This window comes from Lentzea flaviverrucosa (assembly GCF_003350445.1).
Lineage (GTDB): Bacteria > Actinomycetota > Actinomycetes > Mycobacteriales > Pseudonocardiaceae > Lentzea > Lentzea californiensis.
This window is the reverse complement of the sequence record NZ_QQAU01000003.1, coordinates 464,773-480,640: the sequence shown is the minus strand read 5'-3', so window position 1 is coordinate 480,640 and position 15,868 is coordinate 464,773. Positions and strand designations below refer to the sequence as shown.

The following is a 15,868-nucleotide window of genomic DNA, read 5'->3' as shown; positions in this document are numbered from 1 at the left end:
GACATGGTCTGCTCGATCCTGCCCGCCCACCTGCTGATCGAACTCGCCGAAGCCGGCAACGTCGACCTCCGCGACACCATCGCGACCCTGATCGCCTCCGCCGCCCTGCGCACGCAACGCGAGACGCTCACCGAGGCCGTGCAGTTCCTCGACCTCAACGCCGCCCAGTTGCGCGGCCCGGCCGGCGAGTTCAAGGCCGTGCACGACGTCCGGGGCGGCGACGAGCGCACCCTGCCCGGCGTCCTGCGCCGCAAGGAGGGCGGCGGCGCCGCGGCCGACCCCGCCGTCAACGACGCCTACGACAACGCCGACAGGACCTACGACTTCTACCGCGACGTGTTGGGCCGCCACAGCGTCGACGACAACGGCCTCAGGCTCGTCTCATCCGTCCACTTCGGACGCGGCTTCGACAACGCCTTCTGGGACGGCACGCAGATGGTCTACGGCGACGGCAGCGGCGAGGTCTTCCAGCCCGGCGCCCTCTGCCGCGACATCACGGTCGTCGGCCACGAGATCACGCACGGCGTCGTCCAGTACACGGCCGGCCTGCGTTACCGGAAGCAGCCGGGTGCCCTCAACGAGTCGATGGCCGACGTCTTCGGCTCGCTGGTCAAGCAGCACTCGGCGGCCCAGCCCGCCGACCAGGCCGACTGGCTCATCGGCGCGGGCATCCTCGGCACCCAGCTGCAGGGCGTCGCGCTGCGGTCGATGAAGGACCCCGGCCGCGCCCACCAGTTCGACCGCCAGCCCGCCCACATGCGCTCCTACGTCGACCTGCCCGACGACGGCGACCCGCGCAACGACAACGGCGGCGTCCACATCAACTCCGGCATCCCGAACAAGGCGTTCCACCTCGCGGCGACCCGGCTCGGCGGCAACGCCTGGGACCGGGCGGGCAAGGTCTGGTACGACGCGCTCGCCACGAAACTGCGTGTGAACTCGAACTTCGCCGACGCCGCCGCGGCCACCACCGCGTCCGCGCAGGCGTTGTTCGGCAGCGACGTCGCGGGCGTGGTGCGCGGGGCGTGGGCCGACGTCGGAGTGAGCTAGACCGCGGGATGAGTCCTGACCAACCGCAGCAGCGGTGCCCACTGGTGAGCCGTGAGCGGGAGTTCGACGGAGGGCGCCTTGCTGTCGCGGATGCCGACGCCGCGCCCCACCTCGACGCAGTTGGTGTCGGTAGCGCTGTAGCTACTCTTCCGCCAGCAGGTCATGACAAGACTCCTCACCGATGATGTCGGTGATCAGCTTCCTGGTTTGCAGCTCGTCCAACGCCGTCCGTCCGAGTGACTTCAGCACGTCTTCGTAGAGACCGACCGAAGGCTGATCTTCGAGGAACACCGTAGCTCCCTCGCTCTCCACGTAGACGAGCGGCGGAATCTTCTTGAAGGTCAGCATGTCGAACGAGCCGGACAGACCGTCATGCGGCCCGATCGCCGTGGGAATCACTCGAATCGTCAGGTAGGGCCGGACCGACACGCGCAGCAGGTGGTGAAGCTGGTCTGCCATGACATCCGGACTCCCCACCGGCAGACGAAGAGCCTGCTCGTGAATGAAGAGCACGACGGTCCGATAGCCGTCAAGAGCGCCGTTCTGACGCTCAATCCGGTTTCGGATCGCGGCGGGGCGCTCTTCTTCGGACAGCTGCCGTGACGAGTTGACCATGGCGGCGATGTAGTCGGGGGCTTGCACCAGGCCGTGCACGACGTTCATCGACCAACCGGTGATGCCAGTCGCCTTTTGCTCCTGCTCGCGCAGCGTCCGCGCTCTGTCCTTGGTGCCGGCCTTGGGTTGCAGCCAATCTCGTTGGTGCGTTTCGTGGTGCAGCGCCATCAGGTGGTCGAACTCGTCGGGCGGCGTGCGCAGCAGGCCCAGCAACTTGGCCAGGTCGACGTCGCTCACGCCTTCCTTGCCGTTGACCAGTTCCGAGACCTTGGCTTCCTGCCAGCCCAGCAACTCGGCGGCGGCGCGGTTGGTGAGGTCGGCCGCTCGCAGCAGCGCCCGTATCGCGTCACCGAACTCGCGGCCGCGCACCGTTGATCTCCGCAAAGGCATGCGGGGGACGGTAGAGGCGGCGTTCCGTTTGGCTCCACCCATTCGCCGCAGGTCAACCTGAAAGCATGTCCTTTGGATGAGTTCCAAACCCCTGGCCTAGGACGGCGCGACCGCGCGGCGGACGCTCTCGCGCAGGAAGTCCCGGCGGCGGTCGTGGGTCTCGGCGGGTTCGTCGCTGGTGGCCGCGTAGACGTTGCTGACCGGTGACCACGCCATCGACATCGCGATGACCATGGCCATCACGTCGAAGGGGTCGCCGGCGCGGACCAGCCCCGCCTGCTGCGCGTCGGTGATCGCCTGCAGCTTGTTCTGGTCCAGGCGATCGGTGTCGGCGACCAGGTGGCCGGTGGGGCGTCGTTCCAGTCGGGCCCAGGTCGCGAGCCGGATGAGTTCGGGGCGCTCGATGTACTCGTCGTAGAGGCGCACGGCCCAGTCCGCCAGGTCGGTGGCGTCGATGGGCACGACGTTGACGATCCGCTCCAGCGAGCCGAAGAAGATCGCGTCGAACAGCCCTTCCTTGTTGCCGAAGTAGGCGTAGAGCTGCGCCTTGTTGGTGCGCGCCGCGGCGACGACCCGTTCGATGCGGGCCCCGGCGATGCCGTGCTCGGCGAACTCACGGGTGGCCACGTCGATGATGCGTTGCCGCGTGGCCGCGCCACGGGCGGTCAGCTGCTGGTCGGACATGACTGAACTGTACTGACAGAACAGTCGGTTTACTTTGCGGTCCCTCTGGGGGTAGCGTCAAATAGACCGAACAGTCTGTTTAAGGAGAGTCATGCGAAGCACCACCGGCTGGCAGGCCGACGGACACGCGCTGCACCGGGTGCCGCTGTCCCGCCGTGACCTGCGGCACGACGACATCGCGGTCCGCGTGGACTTCTGCGGCGTCTGCCACACCGACCTGCACTCGTTGCGCGCACACGATGGCAAGGGCGTGCTCGTGCCGGGTCACGAGTTCACCGGGGTCGTCCTGGACATCGGTTCCGAGGTGACCAAGTTCCGGGTCGGTGACCCGGTCGCCGTCGGCAACATCGTCGACTCCTGCGGCGTGTGCACGATGTGCGCGATGGGCCAGGAGAACTTCTGCCGCGAGTTCCCCACGCTCACCTACGGCGGGACCGACCGCCACGACGGGACGACGACGCTGGGCGGCTTCTCCCGCGAGTACGTGGTCCGCGACCGGTTCGCCCATCCCCTGCCGTCCGAACTCGACCCGGCTGCCGCGGCGCCGTTGCTGTGCGCGGGGATCACGGTGTGGGAGCCGATGCGCGCCCTGGGAGTGGGTCCGGGGACGCGCGTCGCGGTGGCCGGCCTGGGCGGGCTGGGCCACCTCGCGGTCAAGTTCGCGGCCGCCCTGGGCGCCGAGGTGTCGGTCGTGAGCCGGTCGGCCGACCGTGCGAGCGACGCGATCCGCCTTGGTGCCCGCGATGTCGTCGTCTCCACCGACCCGGAGAGCGTGGAGGCGTCCCGCGACCGGTTCGACGTGCTGATAGACACCATCCCCGTGGCCCACGACCTCGGCCCTTACCTCAGGTTGGTGGCCGTGGACGGGACGTTGAGCCAGGTCGGCTACCTCGGCGCCATCAGCCTGGAGACGATGGACCTGCTCGTCGGCCGCAAGAAGCTGAGCTCCGGTGGCAGCGGGGGTCTTCCCGCCACCACCGCCATGCTGGAGTTCTGCGCCGCCCACGGCATCACCGCCGACGTCGAGGTCCTGCCGTCGGCCCGCGTCGCCGAGGCCCTCGACCGGCTCGACCGCGGTGACGTCCGCCACCGGTTCGTCCTCGACCTGTCCGACCTCGGCTGACGTGCCGTGGCAGCGCTGATCGCTTTCAGGGCGTCCGGCGGCTGACCCGCGGCATCCTGGCGATCTTCGCCTCCGCCTGCTCCTCGTCGATGATGCCCGCGGCAGCCCGCCGCCGCAGCTTGCCGGCCACGACGTCGGCGAGTGGTGCGTCGGCGAGCTTGCGCCAGCGCTTCGACGGGAGACGCTCGCGCTTGAGTTCGGAGTCGATGTCATCGGGCCGGGCCTGGACGAGCACCACCTGCTCGCGGCGCCGGTCCGCCCGGACGTTGGCGCGCTTGTTCCTGGCGATGGCCTTGCGCGAGCCCTTGTCACTCTGTCCGTAGCAGTTGCGGGCGTCCCTTGCGTAGCTCAACGCCTTCTTCTCCTGCGGAGATCTCCTGGTCACAAGCCGATCCTAACTGCGTGCGCACCTCATTTTGCTCAGCCGTGCTAAGTTTTGCTCATGCGAGCAAAGTCCGTGACCGAGCAGGCCCGGCGGGCGCAGATCGTGGCGGCGGCGATCGCCACGATCGCGGAGCTGGACTACGCGGAGACGTCGTTCAAGGCCATCGCGGCGCGTGCGGGGCTGAGCAGCACGGGGCTGATCTCGTACCACTTCAGGAACAAGCAGGAGCTCGTCGACGTCGTGTTCGCGGACATCTTGGAGCGCTTCCAAGGGTTCGTGAGCACGCGGATGAACCAGGCGAGCGCCCGCCAGGAACTGAGGGCGTTCCTGGTCGCCAACATCGCGTTTCTGCGCGAACACCGCGAGGACATGGTGGCGTTCCTGCGCATCAAGGCACACGCGGCGGTGACGGACGGGGGCATCGCCGACTCCGATCACGCAGGGCTCGCCGACCTGCTGCGGCAGGGGCAGGACGCCGGCGAGTTCCGCGCGTTCGACCCGGACGTCATGGCCGTGTTCGTCCTCGCGCTGCGCAACAGCGTTGTGCAGCGGTCCGGATCACTCGATCTCGACGTCTGCGAGCAGGAGTTGGTCGCGGCCGTCGACCTGGCCACAAGGGGTTGACCATGCGTCGGGGGACGTTGCTAGTTGCCGCATCACTGCTGCTCAGCGCGTGCGGGAGAGGGGAAGCCATGCCATCGGACGTCGTGACGACCGATACGGGGCAGGTTCGGGGCGAGGTGCGGGACGGGCATCTGCGGTTCCAGGGGGTTCCGTACGCCCGCGCGGCTCGCTGGGAGCCGCCGGTGCGCGCGGCGGCGTGGAACGGGGTGCGGGACGCTTTCCAGCCCGGCAGTCCGTGTCCGCAGGTCGGATCGAGCTACTCAGAGACGAAGAGCACCGACGAGGACTGCCTGTTCGCCAACGTCACGACGCCTTCGGTGGCCGGCCGCAAGCCGGTGCTGGTGTGGGTGCACGGCGACGGCGCGATCGGGGCCGGGCACTTCTTCGACGCGGAACGCCTTGCGCGGCAGGGGGATGTCGTCGTGGTGACGTTCAACTACCGGATGGGTGTGTTCGGCGGCTTCGGCCTGCCGGGCCTCGAGCACTCCGGTGAGTTCGGGCTGCTCGACCAGCGCGCGGCGTTGGAGTGGGTCCAACGCAACATCTCCGGCTTCGGCGGGGATCCGGGCAACGTGACGTTGTTCGGGGTGTCCTTCGGGGCGACCGCGGTGAGCGCGCACCTGATCGGGCAGCGGCCCTTGTTCCACAAGGCGATCATGCACAGCTCGTTCACCTTGGTGGATGTGCCTCGCGGCGCCTGGTTCCCGGACCTGGAGGCGTTGCCGTCACTCGCGTGGCGGCCGGTGCCGGAGATCCAGGAGATCGGCAGGATGATCAGCGCCGAACTGGGCTGCACGGACGTCGAGTGCCTGCGGCGACTGCCGGTGGAGAAGCTGCTCGACCACCCGCAGATCATGAACATCTTCCAGTCCGTCGGCTACGGCGGCTCGTCGCTCCCCCGGCTCCCGGCCGAGTCGCTGGAGTCGGGCGAGTTCGCCGACGTGCCGATCCTGGCCGGCGCGACGCGCGACGAGCACAACAGCTTCGTCGGGCTGTTCCGGCCGGACCCGATGTCCGCTGAGGACTACTCACGGCTCGTGCGGGAGGCGTTCCCCGACCGTGCGGCCGAGATCGAGCGCGAGTACCCGGTCAGCGCGTTCGCGTCACCGAAGCAGGCATGGGCGACGCTGCTGACAGACCGCATGTGGGCACGGGCGACGTTCCAGCAGAACACGCTGTACGCGAAGAAGGCGCCCGTCTACGCGTTCGAGTTCGCTGACCGCAACGCGGCCACGGACCCGGAGTTCCCCAAGGAACTGCACGGCGCGAACCACTCGTCGGACATCGACTACCTGTTCCCCGACGAGGACTTCACGAAGGACCGCGGCCTGTCCGACCACATGATCAAGGCGTGGACGGACTTCGCCCGCACCGGAACGCCGGGGTGGCCGCGGTTCTCCGAGGGCCAGTACGTGCAGTCACTTGCTCCGGGCGCGATCGGACGCGTCGACTACGCCGCCGAGCACCGGCTGGCGTTCTGGCGCTAGGCCGTACCAGTGGGGCCTTCACCGGGGTCTGCTTCGATCATCGCTACCCTGGTGGAGTGCCCGGCACCCGCAGCTCGCGAACCCGCGCGTATCTCGCGCGGGTCTTCGCGGTGCTCGCGCTGGTCGCCGGGGTCGCGATGATGCAGGGCACGCCGTGTGAGACGGAGTTCGCCTGGACCGCGCAGTGCCCGACGTCGAGCACCCACGCGGTCGCCCACGCCGACCTGACCGACGACGGTGGCCTGGTCGAGGGCCTTCTCGTCGCCGGCGCCTGCCTGGTGGTGGCGCTGGCCGTGCTGATCGGGTTCGCCGTGCTGCGGCGGTCCGGCTCGTTCCAGCTGCTGCTGGTGCGCCTGCCCTCTGTGCTGTCTCCCCCTTCACGCCGGCTGGAAGTGCGGCTGACGCAGCTCTGCGTGCTGCGCGCCTAGACCGAACCCGTTCTCCGGGTCCGTCTTCCTTCGCCACACGTGGAGTTCTGCCATGTCCAAGAACGCTCGTCTGTCCCTGATCATCGTCGCCGTCGTGGCGGTCGTGGTCGCCGGTTTCCTCCTGTTCAGCCGCAACGACACCACCGCGGCACCCCAGTCCGCCGACGGCAGGGTGACCGTCGTCGAGTACCTCGACCTCGAATGCCCGTCGTGCCGCGCCGCCTACCCCGGCGTGGAGAGGCTGAAGACCGAGTACGGCGAGCGCGTGACGTTCGACGTGCGGCACTTCCCGATCCCCAGCCACCGCAACTCCGAACTGGCCGCCGTCGCGGTCGAGGCCGCGGGCGCGCAGGGCAAGCGGGACGACATGTTCCGGCTGATGTTCGACGCGCAGCAGGAGTGGGCCGGTCAGCAGACCTCGCAGCGCGCGGCGTTCACCGGCTTCGCCCAGCAGCTCGGCCTCGACCAGGCCGCGTTCGACAAGGCTCTGGACGACCCGGCGCTGCGCGAGCGCGTGCTCGCCCAGCGCACCGAGGGCAGCAAGGCAGGCGTCACCGGCACGCCGACGTTCTTCATCAACGGCACCAAGTTCACCGGCGCGCCCACCTACGACGCGCTGAAGGCAGCGATCGAGAAGGTGCGTTCGTGAACCGGATCGTCGCCTGGGTCCTCGCGGTCGGCGGGTTCGTCGGCCTGGTCGCGTCGTTCGTGCTGACGATCGAGAAGATCGCGCTGCTCAAAGACCCGTTCTACGTGCCGACGTGCAGCATCAACCCGGTGCTGAGCTGCGGCTCGATCATGAAGACCGCGCAGGCCGAGCTGTTCGGGTTCCCCAACCCGTTGCTCGGCATCGCGGGCTTCGCGGTGGTGACGACTCTCGGTGTGCTGCTGCTGGCCGGGGTGTCGCTGCCGTCGTGGGTGTGGATCGGGCTGCAGGTCGGGGTCACGTTCGGGGTGCTGTTCGTGCACTGGCTGATCGTTCAGTCGCTGTACGAGATCGGTGCGCTGTGCCCGTACTGCATGGTCGTGTGGGCGGTGATGATCCCGATCTTCTGGTACACGACGTTGCGCAACATCCGGCCGACGTTCCAGTTCCACAGCGTCGTGCTGATCCTGTGGTACCTGGTGATCATCGGCGGGGTGCTGCAGGCGTTCTGGTTCTACTGGTCGTCGCTCGTCTAGCACCAGTGGCCCGGCCGGCGTTCGCGGAGACGGCCGGCCGGGCCCTCCTAGGCATCTCTGGCAGCACCGAGTAGCACGGGACGCAGCCCGTCGATCCCCGTGAAGTGGTGCCCGCGCATCCCGGCAAGCTCCGCGGCCCGCACGTTCTCCAGCCGGTCGTCCACGAACAGGATGTCGTCGTCCCCCAACGCGTCACGGCACCACTCGAAGGCCGCGCGGTCCGGCTTGGCGTGACCGATCCGGCACGAGAACGCGCGCACCTCGAACAGGTCGAGCCACGCGTAGGTGCGCTCGAAGTTCTGGGCGTGATCCTCGGGGATGTTGGACAGCAACGCGATGCGCCGGCCCGCGTTGTGCAGTTCGTGCAGCAGCGCGACCATCTCGTAGTCGACGCGGTTCCAGCTGGCCACGTCCTCCTCGACCAGCGGCGGGTGGCCCACGAGGGCCCAGTACTCGCTCGCTGTCACGTCGCCGCGGTCGTAGGCGGGGCGGTGGGCCCAGTAGGCGTCCCAGAACTCCGGCTCGGTGCTCATCGTGGCCATGACCTCGGGTGACTGGTCGCGGGCGATGACGCCGAACATGTCGAACAGCACGATCATGCCGTCACCACCGCGACGCCGGCGGCGGTCAGGGCCTCGGCGCTGTCCGCGTCGGTGACCACGGCGTCCAAAGAGGACACCGGTGCCACGTGGGCCAGGGCGGTGCGGGTGAGTTTCGAGGCGTCCACGGCGGCGATGACGCGGTGGGCCGAGGTGATGGCGGCTCGTTTCACCGAGGCGTCCTCCAGGTCGAAGGCGGTCAGGCCGTGTTCCGCGGAGAGGCCACAGCAGCCGATGACCGCGGTGTCGAAGCGCAGCGCCTGCAGCGAGGCCAGGGTCAGCGGGCCGGTGAGTGCCAGTTCGCCGGGGCGTGGGCGGCCGCCGGGGACGAGCAACGTCAGAGTCGAAGAAGAAGACAGTGCGTTCACGGCGTGCAGGGACAACGGCATGACGGTCAGGCGTCGGTCGTGCAGCAGGCGGGCCACTTCGAGGCACGTGGTGCCGCTGTCCAGGACGACCGACTCGCCGTCCGCGATCAGGGCGGCCACGGCGGCGGCGATGCGGCGCTTGGCGGCCATGTTCTCGTCCGAGCGCAGCGAGAACGGGGGTTCGGAACCGCGCAGGAGCAGGCTCCTGGCGCCGCCGCGATAGCGTTCCAGGACGCCCTGAGCTGCGAGGACCTCCAGGTCGCGGCGGATGGTCATCTCGGAGGCGCCGGTCAGCGACGCCAGGTCCGCCACACCGAGCGAGCCGGCGTCGCGGACCGCCTCGGTGATCTGCTTCAGTCGGGACACAGTCGTGATTGAACATCAGTGATGTTCGAAACTCAATCTTTCGAACATGCGAATCGTTCGTTAGCGTGATGCAAGTGAACGCTCTCAAGGCCGCGCGGGTCGCCACCTTCACGTACTTCGCCCTCAACGGGTTCCTGCTCGGGCTGTGGCTCGTGCACATCCCGACGGTCGAGGACCGCACGGGCACAAGTCACGCCGAGCTCGGCCGGTTGCTGCTGCTGCTCGGGCTGGGCGCGTTCATCGGCATGCGGCTCGGCGGCAAGTTCACCGACCGCGTGGGCGTGAAGCTGGTCGTGCCGCTGGCCAGTGTCGTGTGCAGCGTGACGGCGTTCCTGCCCGGTGTGGCGGTCGACCAGTGGACGCTCGGTGCGGCGCTGCTCGTCTTCGGCTTCGGCAACGGCCTGATCGACGTCAGCATGAACGCGCACGCCGTGGTGGTCGAGCGGCACTACGACCGTCCGGTGATGTCGGCGTTCCACGCGACGTGGTCGCTCGGCGGTGTGGCCGCCGCGCTGACCGGTGCCCGCACGCTGAGCTGGGAACTCTCCCCCGCCACGACCCTCGGCGCCGCGGCCGTGCTCGGCGTCGTCGTCAGCCTCGTGACCGCGAGGTTCCTGCTGGCCGAGAAGGAGTCGCAGCACGCCACCGAGCAGACCGGCAAGCGCAAGGCCCCCCGCCGGATCTGGATCATGGCGGTGCTCGCCCTGCTGGTGATGCTGAGCGAGGGTGCCGCGAACGACTGGAGCGTGCTGCACCTGCAGGACGTCCTCGACGCGTCCCCGCAGATCGCCGCTCTCGCCTACGGCGCGTTCGCCACGACGATGACCGTCGGGCGGCTGCTCGCGGACCGGGTCAGCGCGAAGATCGGGCCGATGGCGGTGCTGCGCTGGGGCTCGGTGATCGGCGCGGCGGGCATCGCGACGGCCGCGCTCTCGCCGTGGATCTGGCTGGCGCTGGTGGGCTGGGCGATCGCCGGCATCGGTCTGTCGGGCACGGTTCCGCAGCTGTTCAGCGCGGCGGGCCACGCGGAACCCGGTGCGGCGGGTGTCAACGTCTCGCGCGTCGCGGGGCTCGGCTACCTCGGCGTGCTGGCCGGGCCTGCGGTGATCGGCTGGCTGACGCACTTCGTGCCGCTCAACATCGCGTTCCTGCTGCCGGTGGCGCTGTGCCTGGTCGCCGCACTGTCCGCGGGCGTGTTGCGCACCGATTCCGCCGAGGAGAAGGTCTCGGCGTAAGAATGCGCGCATGGATCTCGCCACTCTGGATCTCACCACCGCACACCTCGCCGACGCGTGCATCCGGGCCGACATCCCGGTCCGCACCGTCTCCCTGACGCCGGTCATCCCCGGCTCGAAGACCGGCGGCCGCGTGCTGCCCGCCCGGCACGCGGGCAGCGTCGACGTCTTCCTGGAGGCCATCGAACGCAGCGAGCCCGGCGACGTGCTCGTCGTCGACAACGACGCCCGCACCGACGAGGCCTGCGTGGGCGACCTGATCGTGCTCGAGGCGCAGAAGGCCGGGCTCGCGGGCGTCGTCATCTGGGGTCTGCACCGCGACACCCAGGACATCAGGGCGATCGGGCTGCCGGTGTTCAGCCTCGGCGCGAACCCGACGGGGCCGCTGAGCCTGCGTGACCGCGCACCCGAGGCCCTCTCAACGGCCGAGATCGGCCAGTGGACCGTCACGTCCGACGACATCGTGTTCGGCGACGACGACGGCGTGCTGTTCGTACCTGCGTCCCATGCCGGCGCGCTCATCGAGAAGGCGCGCGGTATCCGGGATGTCGAACGAGCGCAGGCGGACCGCGTGCGGCAGGGTGAGTCCCTGCGCGGCCAGCTGCGGTTCGGCGAGTACCTGGAGAGCGGGCTGACGTTCCGCGAACACCTGCGCAAGATCGGCGGCGCCGTCGAGGAGTGAGGCCATGACATCGATTTCGGCCAGATACCGGGTCCGGGCGGACGCGTTCGAGGCGAAGGTCGCGCAGGTGAAATCCGACGCGTGGACCAACCCCTCGCCGTGTGCGCAGTGGACGGCACTTGAGGTCGTGGACCACGTCATCGACATGCACGGCGTGATGCTCGGCCAGCCGATCCCACGCACCGAAGACCCGCTCACGGACTTCCGCGAGACCCGTCGCCAGGTCCAGGAGGCCCTGGACTCGGACCGCGCCCGCAGCGAGGTCTCCACACCCGCCGGCCCGATGACACTCGAAGAGCACGTCGACCAGGTCGTCAGCGACGACCTGGTGCTGCACGGCTGGGACCTCGCCCGAGCCACCGGCCAGGACGAGACGATCCCCGCGGCCGACGTGGAACGCCTCTGGGCGACGGCGACGTCGGTGCCCGCCGACCTGATGGAACGCTTCCGCACACCCGGCGCGTTCGGTCCCGGCATCGAGGTCTACGGCGCCGAGATCCCGGTGCCCGACGACGCTTCGCTGCAGGACCGGCTGCTCGGGTATGTGGGCCGGGACCCCATGTCGAAAAGTCCCTGAGCACTTCGACGGGTGCGTGAAGGACAGCCGCTGAGAGGAATGACATGGACTGGACCCTGGAAGTCGTCGTCGTACCGGTGTCGGACCTCGACAGGTCGAAGCGCTTCTACGAGGAGCAGCTCGGTTTCAAGGTCGACCACGACACGACGTTCAACGAGGACACCCGCGTCCTGCAGCTCACCCCGCCCGGCTCCGGCTGCTCGATCGTCATGGGCAAGGGCATCGTCAAGGGCGAACCGGGGACGCTGAAGGGCGTGCAACTCGTCGTGTCGGACCTGGAGAAGGCCCGCGCGCAGCTCGTCGAGCGCGGCGTCGAGGTCGGCGAGATCGTGCGCATGAACGAGGCGGACGGAGGGTCGTTCATCTTCTTCGACGACCCGGACGGCAACAGCTGGGCCGTGCAGGAGATCAAGGCCCGCGCGACCGGTGGGGAGTGGAAGTAGTGAAGTACATGCTGGTCAGCTACGGCGGCAGTCAGGAGGACTGGGAGGGCCTCGCCGCCTGGTCCGACGAGGACATGCACCGCATGATCGCCTACATGCGCGACCTGGACGCCGAACTGCGCGCCTCCGGTGAGCTGCTGCAGTCCGAGGGTCTGAGCGGCCCCGCGCGGGCGTTCGTGGTGCGGGGCAGCGACGACGGGCCGGTCGTGGTCGACGGTCCGTTCGCGGAGTCCAAGGAGGTCATCGCCGGGTACTGGGTGGTCGACGTCGACAGCCACGACCGGCTGCTGGAGATCGCCCGCAAGGCCTCGGCGTGCCCTGGGCCCGGTGGCAAGCTCCTGAACCAGCCGATCGAGGTGCACCCGATCATGGGAGCGCCCGACGTGGACTCGGAAACCCTGGCACCGTACGAGAAGTAGCAGTGAGGGGCCGGGCACGAAGCCCGGCCCCTCACGCGGTCACCTCAGGTCGTACGCGCGGATGATCGTCTGCTGGACGTCACCGCCCGCGTCCGCCGCCCGAGCCTTGAACGACACGTTCTTGGCTCCGTGCGGGTGGATCAGCGTCATCTGCCAGCCGGCGCGCGTCTTGCGCAGCGGCACCGGCTTCCACGTCTTGCCCTCGTCGTAGGACACCTGCACCGCAGGGTCCTTGATGTTCGTGACGGGGCCCGTTCCGTTGCGTTCCACCGTGATCGGCACGGTGGCGACGCGGCCGGCGCGGTTGTTCTCGTCCAGCGCGGGTGCGAACCGGACGGCCAGCAGCGGCACCGACTGGTAGAGGTCGCCGGGGACGTGCTCGGAGTAAAACGACCAGTCCGCGGTCACCTGCGACGAGAACGAGTCGCGGGTCGCCTCGGTGTGGACTGTGTAGCGCTTCTTCTCCGCCGGCAGGTTCGGGATGTTGGCGTAGCCGGCCTCCGGGAGGTCGGAGATGACCTTGCCGTCCAGCGTGACCGTGGTGCGGCCGGTGGTCGGCGAGGAGTACCCGTACATGCCCTGCGAGCTGTGCACGGGCAGGTCCAGGCGCAGCGAGTTGCCCACGCGTCCGGCGAAGCGCACAGTGCCGGGGGCATGCGGTACACCGGGGCCGTAGACGGCGCTGTTCCAGTGCTCGGTGGTGGTGCGGCCGAGCTTGAACACCCGTGGTGCGACCGAGTACTGCGAGCCGAGGGCGGGCCACTCGCCGAGCTTCGTGAACTCGGTCAGACCGCCGGACCACTCGACGTCCGGCGTGTAGAACTCCTTGAGCCGCAACGGCAGCGGGCCGGAGGCGCCGTTGTCGCGCTGGCCGATCGAGCCCGGCACGCGGGCGTGCGTGACGGAGTTGACGCGAGCCAGTTCGCGGTCCTTGACGGAACGCTGCAGGTTCGCCGGCACGCGGGTCTTCTCGCTGATCCTCACGTGGTACTGGTACGGGCTGCCGTCGAACTTGCCGTTGGCGTCCGGCTTGGCCATCACGGACTCGGCGTAGAAGTCGAACTTCGGCCACGACGTCGTCGACGGGCGGACGCGGATCGAGTCGAAGCTGTTGAGGTACCAGGTGCCGCCGGTCTCGCCCCAGTTGGCCTGCATCAGGAACCCGAGGCCCGCGGACGCCGCCTTGGCGTCCTTCTGGTCGACCGCGATCACCGGCTGGGTGCCCTGCCGTGCGTCGAACACGATCTCGGTGTTGCCGCTGACCTCCAGCGCCGGTTCGGTCAGCGCGGTGGTCAGGCCGCCCTTGGTCGGGTCGGGGTCACGGGTGCTGATCGTGCCGTCGAGGAAGTACTTGCCCTTGGGCAGGCGCTGCACGAGCGTGCCGGACGGGTCGTGGCGGAAGTACGCCTGCGGCTGGTCGAGGCTGACGAACCGGTAGTCGTAGTACTGCGTCGCCGCGCCGTTGTGGTCGAGGAACGTGAGCTTCACGTCGTAGCTCTCGACCTCCTTCACGACGCCGATCGGCACGCGCACGCCGTCGGAGGACAGGACGACCGCGCCGTAGACGCCGTCCGCGATGGCGGCCTTGGTGTCGGCGGTGACCGTGGCGTCGGCCGTGCCGCCGGCCGGGATGGTGAGCTTGGCCGGCGAGACGCTGAACAGGCCGGCTCCGGCGGGCTTGACCTCGGCGATGCTGAGGTCGAGCGTCACGTCGGACGTGCCGTTGTTGCGGTAGGTCAGCTTCTTCGTGATGGGCTTGTCGTCGTCGTGCGGCCACTGCGCGGTGCCCAGCGAGATGCTGCCGTGGTCCGTGGAGACCCCGGCGGACGCGGCGCGGCCGATGTCGAGACGTCCGGCGCCCTGGTCGTAGATGGTCAGCGACGGGTTGGGCTCGGCGCTGTTCATCAGCGCGGCCTTGATGTCCTCCGCCTTCCAGGCGGGGTGCTGGGAGGCGAGGATCGCCGCCGCTCCCGCCACGTGCGGGGTGGCCATCGACGTGCCGGACAGCGCGACGTGGCCGTCGCCGACGGGCGTGCCGATCTGGCCGTTCTTGGCCTTCGCGGCCACGATGTCGACGCCCGGCGCGGTGATGTCGGGCTTGACGGCGTTGTTGATCCAGCGCGGGCCGCGCGAGGAGAACTCGGCGAGGGTGTCGTCACGGTTGACGGCGCCGACGGTGAGGGCCGCGTCGGCGGAGCCGGGTGAGCCGATGGCGCTACCGGAGTTGCCGGCGGCGACGACGAACAACGCGCCGGTCTGCTCGGTGATGCGGTTGAGCGCGAGCGACATCGGGTCGGTGCCCTCGTCGGGCCACGAGCTGCCGAGGCTCATGTTGACGACCTCGGCCTTGGCCGCGGCCCACTCCATGCCGGCGATGATGTCGCTCTCGCGGCCGCCGCCGAAGTCGCCGAGCACCTTGCCGTTGATGAGCTTCGAGTCGGGCGCGATGCCCTTGTACTTGCCGTCGCCGGTGACGGTGGACGCGACGTGCGTGCCGTGGCCGACGCGGTCGTCGGTGGTGTCGCTGTCGGAGAAGTTCTTCGACTCCACGACGGCGCCCGCGAGGTCCGGGTGGGTCTCGTCGACGCCGGTGTCGAGGATGGCGACGGTGACGTCCTTGCCGGTGAAGCCCTTCTCCCACGCCTGGGGCGCGCCGACCTGCGCGGCGCTGCGGTCCAGTGACGCGGTGACCTTGCCGTCGAGCCAGATCCTGCCGGTGCCCGCCGCCCGGGCACCGGCCCAGAACGAGCCGTCCTTGCCGATCGTGATCGCGTGCGCGCCGATGCTCGGCAACGACTCGGCGTTCGCGGCGCTGATCGCCTGCCCCTGCACGATCAGCGGAATCGTCTTGCTGGACCTGTCGTCGTAGCCGGATCTGGCGAGCAGCGAGACGTCGAACAGCCGCTCGTCCAGCTGGCCGGAGTTGAGCCCCGCCTGGACGTCGAGCGGGACCACGTGCAGGTCGCCGCGCGTGTCCTTGAAGCTGCGGAACCCGACGTCTTCCCTGCCCTGCGCCCCTCTGGCGTTGACCTTGCCGTTGCTGACGGTGACCTCGTCACCGGTGATGAGCGTGACCTTGGTGGTCAGCCCGTCGGCGCGTACCTGGTGTTCCTGCGGTGCCGCTGAAACAGGAACGGCTGCCGTGGCGGCAACCACGACAGCCGTCAGACCTGCGGCGATGTGCGTTCGTTTCAAAGCGAACTCCCCTTAG

19 protein-coding genes are annotated in these 15,868 nt (G+C 69.2%); 12 read left to right on the top strand and 7 right to left on the bottom strand.

Going from position 1 to position 15,868, the window contains the following annotated elements:
- The first annotated feature begins 3 nt into the window (after positions 1-3).
- Positions 4-1,050, top strand: coding sequence for a M4 family metallopeptidase (locus DFR72_RS12160; protein ID WP_090062565.1), 1,047 nt, complete (start codon positions 4-6; stop codon positions 1,048-1,050).
- On the opposite strand, the gene DFR72_RS12155 is transcribed toward DFR72_RS12160, so the two are convergent.
- The 3 genes from DFR72_RS12155 to DFR72_RS12145 form a co-directional block, all read right to left on the bottom strand.
- Positions 1,047-1,214, bottom strand: coding sequence for a DUF397 domain-containing protein (locus DFR72_RS12155; protein WP_090062567.1), 168 nt, complete (start codon positions 1,212-1,214; stop codon positions 1,047-1,049). The genes DFR72_RS12160 and DFR72_RS12155 overlap by 4 nt on opposite strands.
- Positions 1,192-2,055, bottom strand: coding sequence for a helix-turn-helix domain-containing protein (locus tag DFR72_RS12150; protein ID WP_170176234.1), 864 nt, complete (start codon positions 2,053-2,055; stop codon positions 1,192-1,194). Before DFR72_RS12150 ends, DFR72_RS12155 begins: the two co-directional genes overlap by 23 nt.
- A 96-nt stretch (positions 2,056-2,151) precedes the next feature.
- Positions 2,152-2,739, bottom strand: coding sequence for a TetR/AcrR family transcriptional regulator (locus tag DFR72_RS12145; RefSeq protein WP_090062570.1), 588 nt, complete (start codon positions 2,737-2,739; stop codon positions 2,152-2,154).
- A 91-nt stretch (positions 2,740-2,830) separates the two neighbouring features.
- On the opposite strand from DFR72_RS12145, the gene DFR72_RS12140 reads away from it, so the two are divergent.
- Positions 2,831-3,862 carry an NAD(P)-dependent alcohol dehydrogenase gene (locus tag DFR72_RS12140; protein ID WP_090062571.1) on the top strand — a complete coding sequence of 344 codons (1,032 nt, stop codon included), beginning with the start codon at positions 2,831-2,833 and terminating at the stop codon, positions 3,860-3,862.
- A 25-nt stretch (positions 3,863-3,887) separates the two neighbouring features.
- Here DFR72_RS12140 and DFR72_RS12135 read toward each other — a convergent pair whose 3' ends face one another.
- Positions 3,888-4,247, bottom strand: a complete 360-nt coding sequence (locus tag DFR72_RS12135; protein WP_090062573.1) for a hypothetical protein — start codon at positions 4,245-4,247, stop codon at positions 3,888-3,890.
- Positions 4,248-4,304: 57 nt separating this feature from the next.
- Between DFR72_RS12135 and DFR72_RS12130 the strand changes: the two genes are divergently transcribed.
- The 5 genes from DFR72_RS12130 to DFR72_RS12110 all read left to right on the top strand — a co-directional run bounded on the left by DFR72_RS12130 (position 4,305) and on the right by DFR72_RS12110 (position 7,968).
- Positions 4,305-4,871 (top strand): TetR/AcrR family transcriptional regulator, encoded by a 567-nt coding sequence (locus DFR72_RS12130; protein ID WP_090062575.1) that lies wholly within the window; start codon positions 4,305-4,307, stop codon positions 4,869-4,871.
- An 83-nt stretch (positions 4,872-4,954) separates the two neighbouring features.
- The gene (locus DFR72_RS12125; RefSeq protein ID WP_245982837.1) at positions 4,955-6,358 is read left to right on the top strand and encodes a carboxylesterase/lipase family protein; all 1,404 of its coding nucleotides are present in this window, start codon (positions 4,955-4,957) and stop codon (positions 6,356-6,358) included.
- Positions 6,359-6,414: 56 nt separating this feature from the next.
- On the top strand, positions 6,415-6,786 hold the full coding sequence (locus tag DFR72_RS12120) for a hypothetical protein (RefSeq protein WP_090062578.1): 372 nt from the start codon (positions 6,415-6,417) through the stop codon (positions 6,784-6,786).
- A gap of 52 nt (positions 6,787-6,838) precedes the next feature.
- Positions 6,839-7,435, top strand: a complete 597-nt coding sequence (locus DFR72_RS12115; RefSeq protein WP_090062579.1) for a DsbA family protein — start codon at positions 6,839-6,841, stop codon at positions 7,433-7,435.
- Positions 7,432-7,968, top strand: coding sequence for a vitamin K epoxide reductase family protein (locus DFR72_RS12110; RefSeq protein ID WP_090062581.1), 537 nt, complete (start codon positions 7,432-7,434; stop codon positions 7,966-7,968). The genes DFR72_RS12115 and DFR72_RS12110 overlap by 4 nt, the downstream gene beginning before the upstream one ends.
- 47 nt (positions 7,969-8,015) lie before the next feature.
- On the opposite strand, the gene DFR72_RS12105 is transcribed toward DFR72_RS12110, so the two are convergent.
- Together DFR72_RS12105 and DFR72_RS12100 are read right to left on the bottom strand one after the other, a co-directional pair.
- Positions 8,016-8,567 (bottom strand): HAD-IA family hydrolase, encoded by a 552-nt coding sequence (locus DFR72_RS12105; protein ID WP_090062583.1) that lies wholly within the window; start codon positions 8,565-8,567, stop codon positions 8,016-8,018.
- Entirely contained in the window at positions 8,564-9,301 is a 738-nt protein-coding gene (locus tag DFR72_RS12100) for a DeoR/GlpR family DNA-binding transcription regulator (RefSeq protein ID WP_245982836.1), read from the bottom strand. The genes DFR72_RS12105 and DFR72_RS12100 overlap by 4 nt, the downstream gene beginning before the upstream one ends.
- Before the next feature lie 74 nt (positions 9,302-9,375).
- Here DFR72_RS12100 and DFR72_RS12095 point away from each other — a divergent pair, with 74 nt between their 5' ends.
- From DFR72_RS12095 to DFR72_RS12075, 5 genes are read left to right on the top strand one after another with little or no spacing between them, the layout of a single operon-like run.
- Positions 9,376-10,536: an MFS transporter gene (locus DFR72_RS12095; RefSeq protein WP_245982834.1), complete on the top strand. Its 1,161-nt coding sequence runs from the start codon at positions 9,376-9,378 to the stop codon at positions 10,534-10,536.
- Between the two features lie 10 nt (positions 10,537-10,546).
- Positions 10,547-11,218 (top strand): RraA family protein, encoded by a 672-nt coding sequence (locus DFR72_RS12090; protein WP_090062588.1) that lies wholly within the window; start codon positions 10,547-10,549, stop codon positions 11,216-11,218.
- A 4-nt stretch (positions 11,219-11,222) separates the two neighbouring features.
- Positions 11,223-11,795, top strand: coding sequence for a TIGR03086 family metal-binding protein (locus DFR72_RS12085; protein ID WP_090062590.1), 573 nt, complete (start codon positions 11,223-11,225; stop codon positions 11,793-11,795).
- A gap of 44 nt (positions 11,796-11,839) precedes the next feature.
- Positions 11,840-12,238 carry a VOC family protein gene (locus tag DFR72_RS12080; RefSeq protein ID WP_090062591.1) on the top strand — a complete coding sequence of 133 codons (399 nt, stop codon included), beginning with the start codon at positions 11,840-11,842 and terminating at the stop codon, positions 12,236-12,238.
- Between the two features lie 8 nt (positions 12,239-12,246).
- Positions 12,247-12,657 carry a YciI family protein gene (locus tag DFR72_RS12075; RefSeq protein ID WP_211335419.1) on the top strand — a complete coding sequence of 137 codons (411 nt, stop codon included), beginning with the start codon at positions 12,247-12,249 and terminating at the stop codon, positions 12,655-12,657.
- Between the two features lie 39 nt (positions 12,658-12,696).
- Here the strand turns inward: DFR72_RS12075 and DFR72_RS12070 are convergent, their stop codons facing one another.
- Positions 12,697-15,852, bottom strand: coding sequence for a S8 family peptidase (locus DFR72_RS12070; RefSeq protein WP_090062595.1), 3,156 nt, complete (start codon positions 15,850-15,852; stop codon positions 12,697-12,699).
- Positions 15,853-15,868 lie beyond the last annotated feature (16 nt).

Bases quoted from the DNA above. Each gene is read 5' to 3' on its own strand.
- DFR72_RS12160 (WP_090062565.1), top strand. From the start codon at position 4: ATGGTCTGCTCGATCCTGCCCGCCCACCTGCTGATCGAACTCGCCGAA.
- DFR72_RS12155 (WP_090062567.1), bottom strand. From the start codon at position 1,214: ATGACCTGCTGGCGGAAGAGTAGCTACAGCGCTACCGACACCAACTGC.
- DFR72_RS12150 (WP_170176234.1), bottom strand. From the start codon at position 2,055: ATGCCTTTGCGGAGATCAACGGTGCGCGGCCGCGAGTTCGGTGACGCG.
- DFR72_RS12145 (WP_090062570.1), bottom strand. From the start codon at position 2,739: ATGTCCGACCAGCAGCTGACCGCCCGTGGCGCGGCCACGCGGCAACGC.
- DFR72_RS12140 (WP_090062571.1), top strand. From the start codon at position 2,831: ATGCGAAGCACCACCGGCTGGCAGGCCGACGGACACGCGCTGCACCGG.
- DFR72_RS12130 (WP_090062575.1), top strand. From the start codon at position 4,305: ATGCGAGCAAAGTCCGTGACCGAGCAGGCCCGGCGGGCGCAGATCGTG.
- DFR72_RS12115 (WP_090062579.1), top strand. From the start codon at position 6,839: ATGTCCAAGAACGCTCGTCTGTCCCTGATCATCGTCGCCGTCGTGGCG.
- DFR72_RS12105 (WP_090062583.1), bottom strand. From the start codon at position 8,567: ATGATCGTGCTGTTCGACATGTTCGGCGTCATCGCCCGCGACCAGTCA.
- DFR72_RS12090 (WP_090062588.1), top strand. From the start codon at position 10,547: ATGGATCTCGCCACTCTGGATCTCACCACCGCACACCTCGCCGACGCG.
- DFR72_RS12085 (WP_090062590.1), top strand. From the start codon at position 11,223: ATGACATCGATTTCGGCCAGATACCGGGTCCGGGCGGACGCGTTCGAG.
- DFR72_RS12080 (WP_090062591.1), top strand. From the start codon at position 11,840: ATGGACTGGACCCTGGAAGTCGTCGTCGTACCGGTGTCGGACCTCGAC.
- DFR72_RS12075 (WP_211335419.1), top strand. From the start codon at position 12,247: ATGCTGGTCAGCTACGGCGGCAGTCAGGAGGACTGGGAGGGCCTCGCC.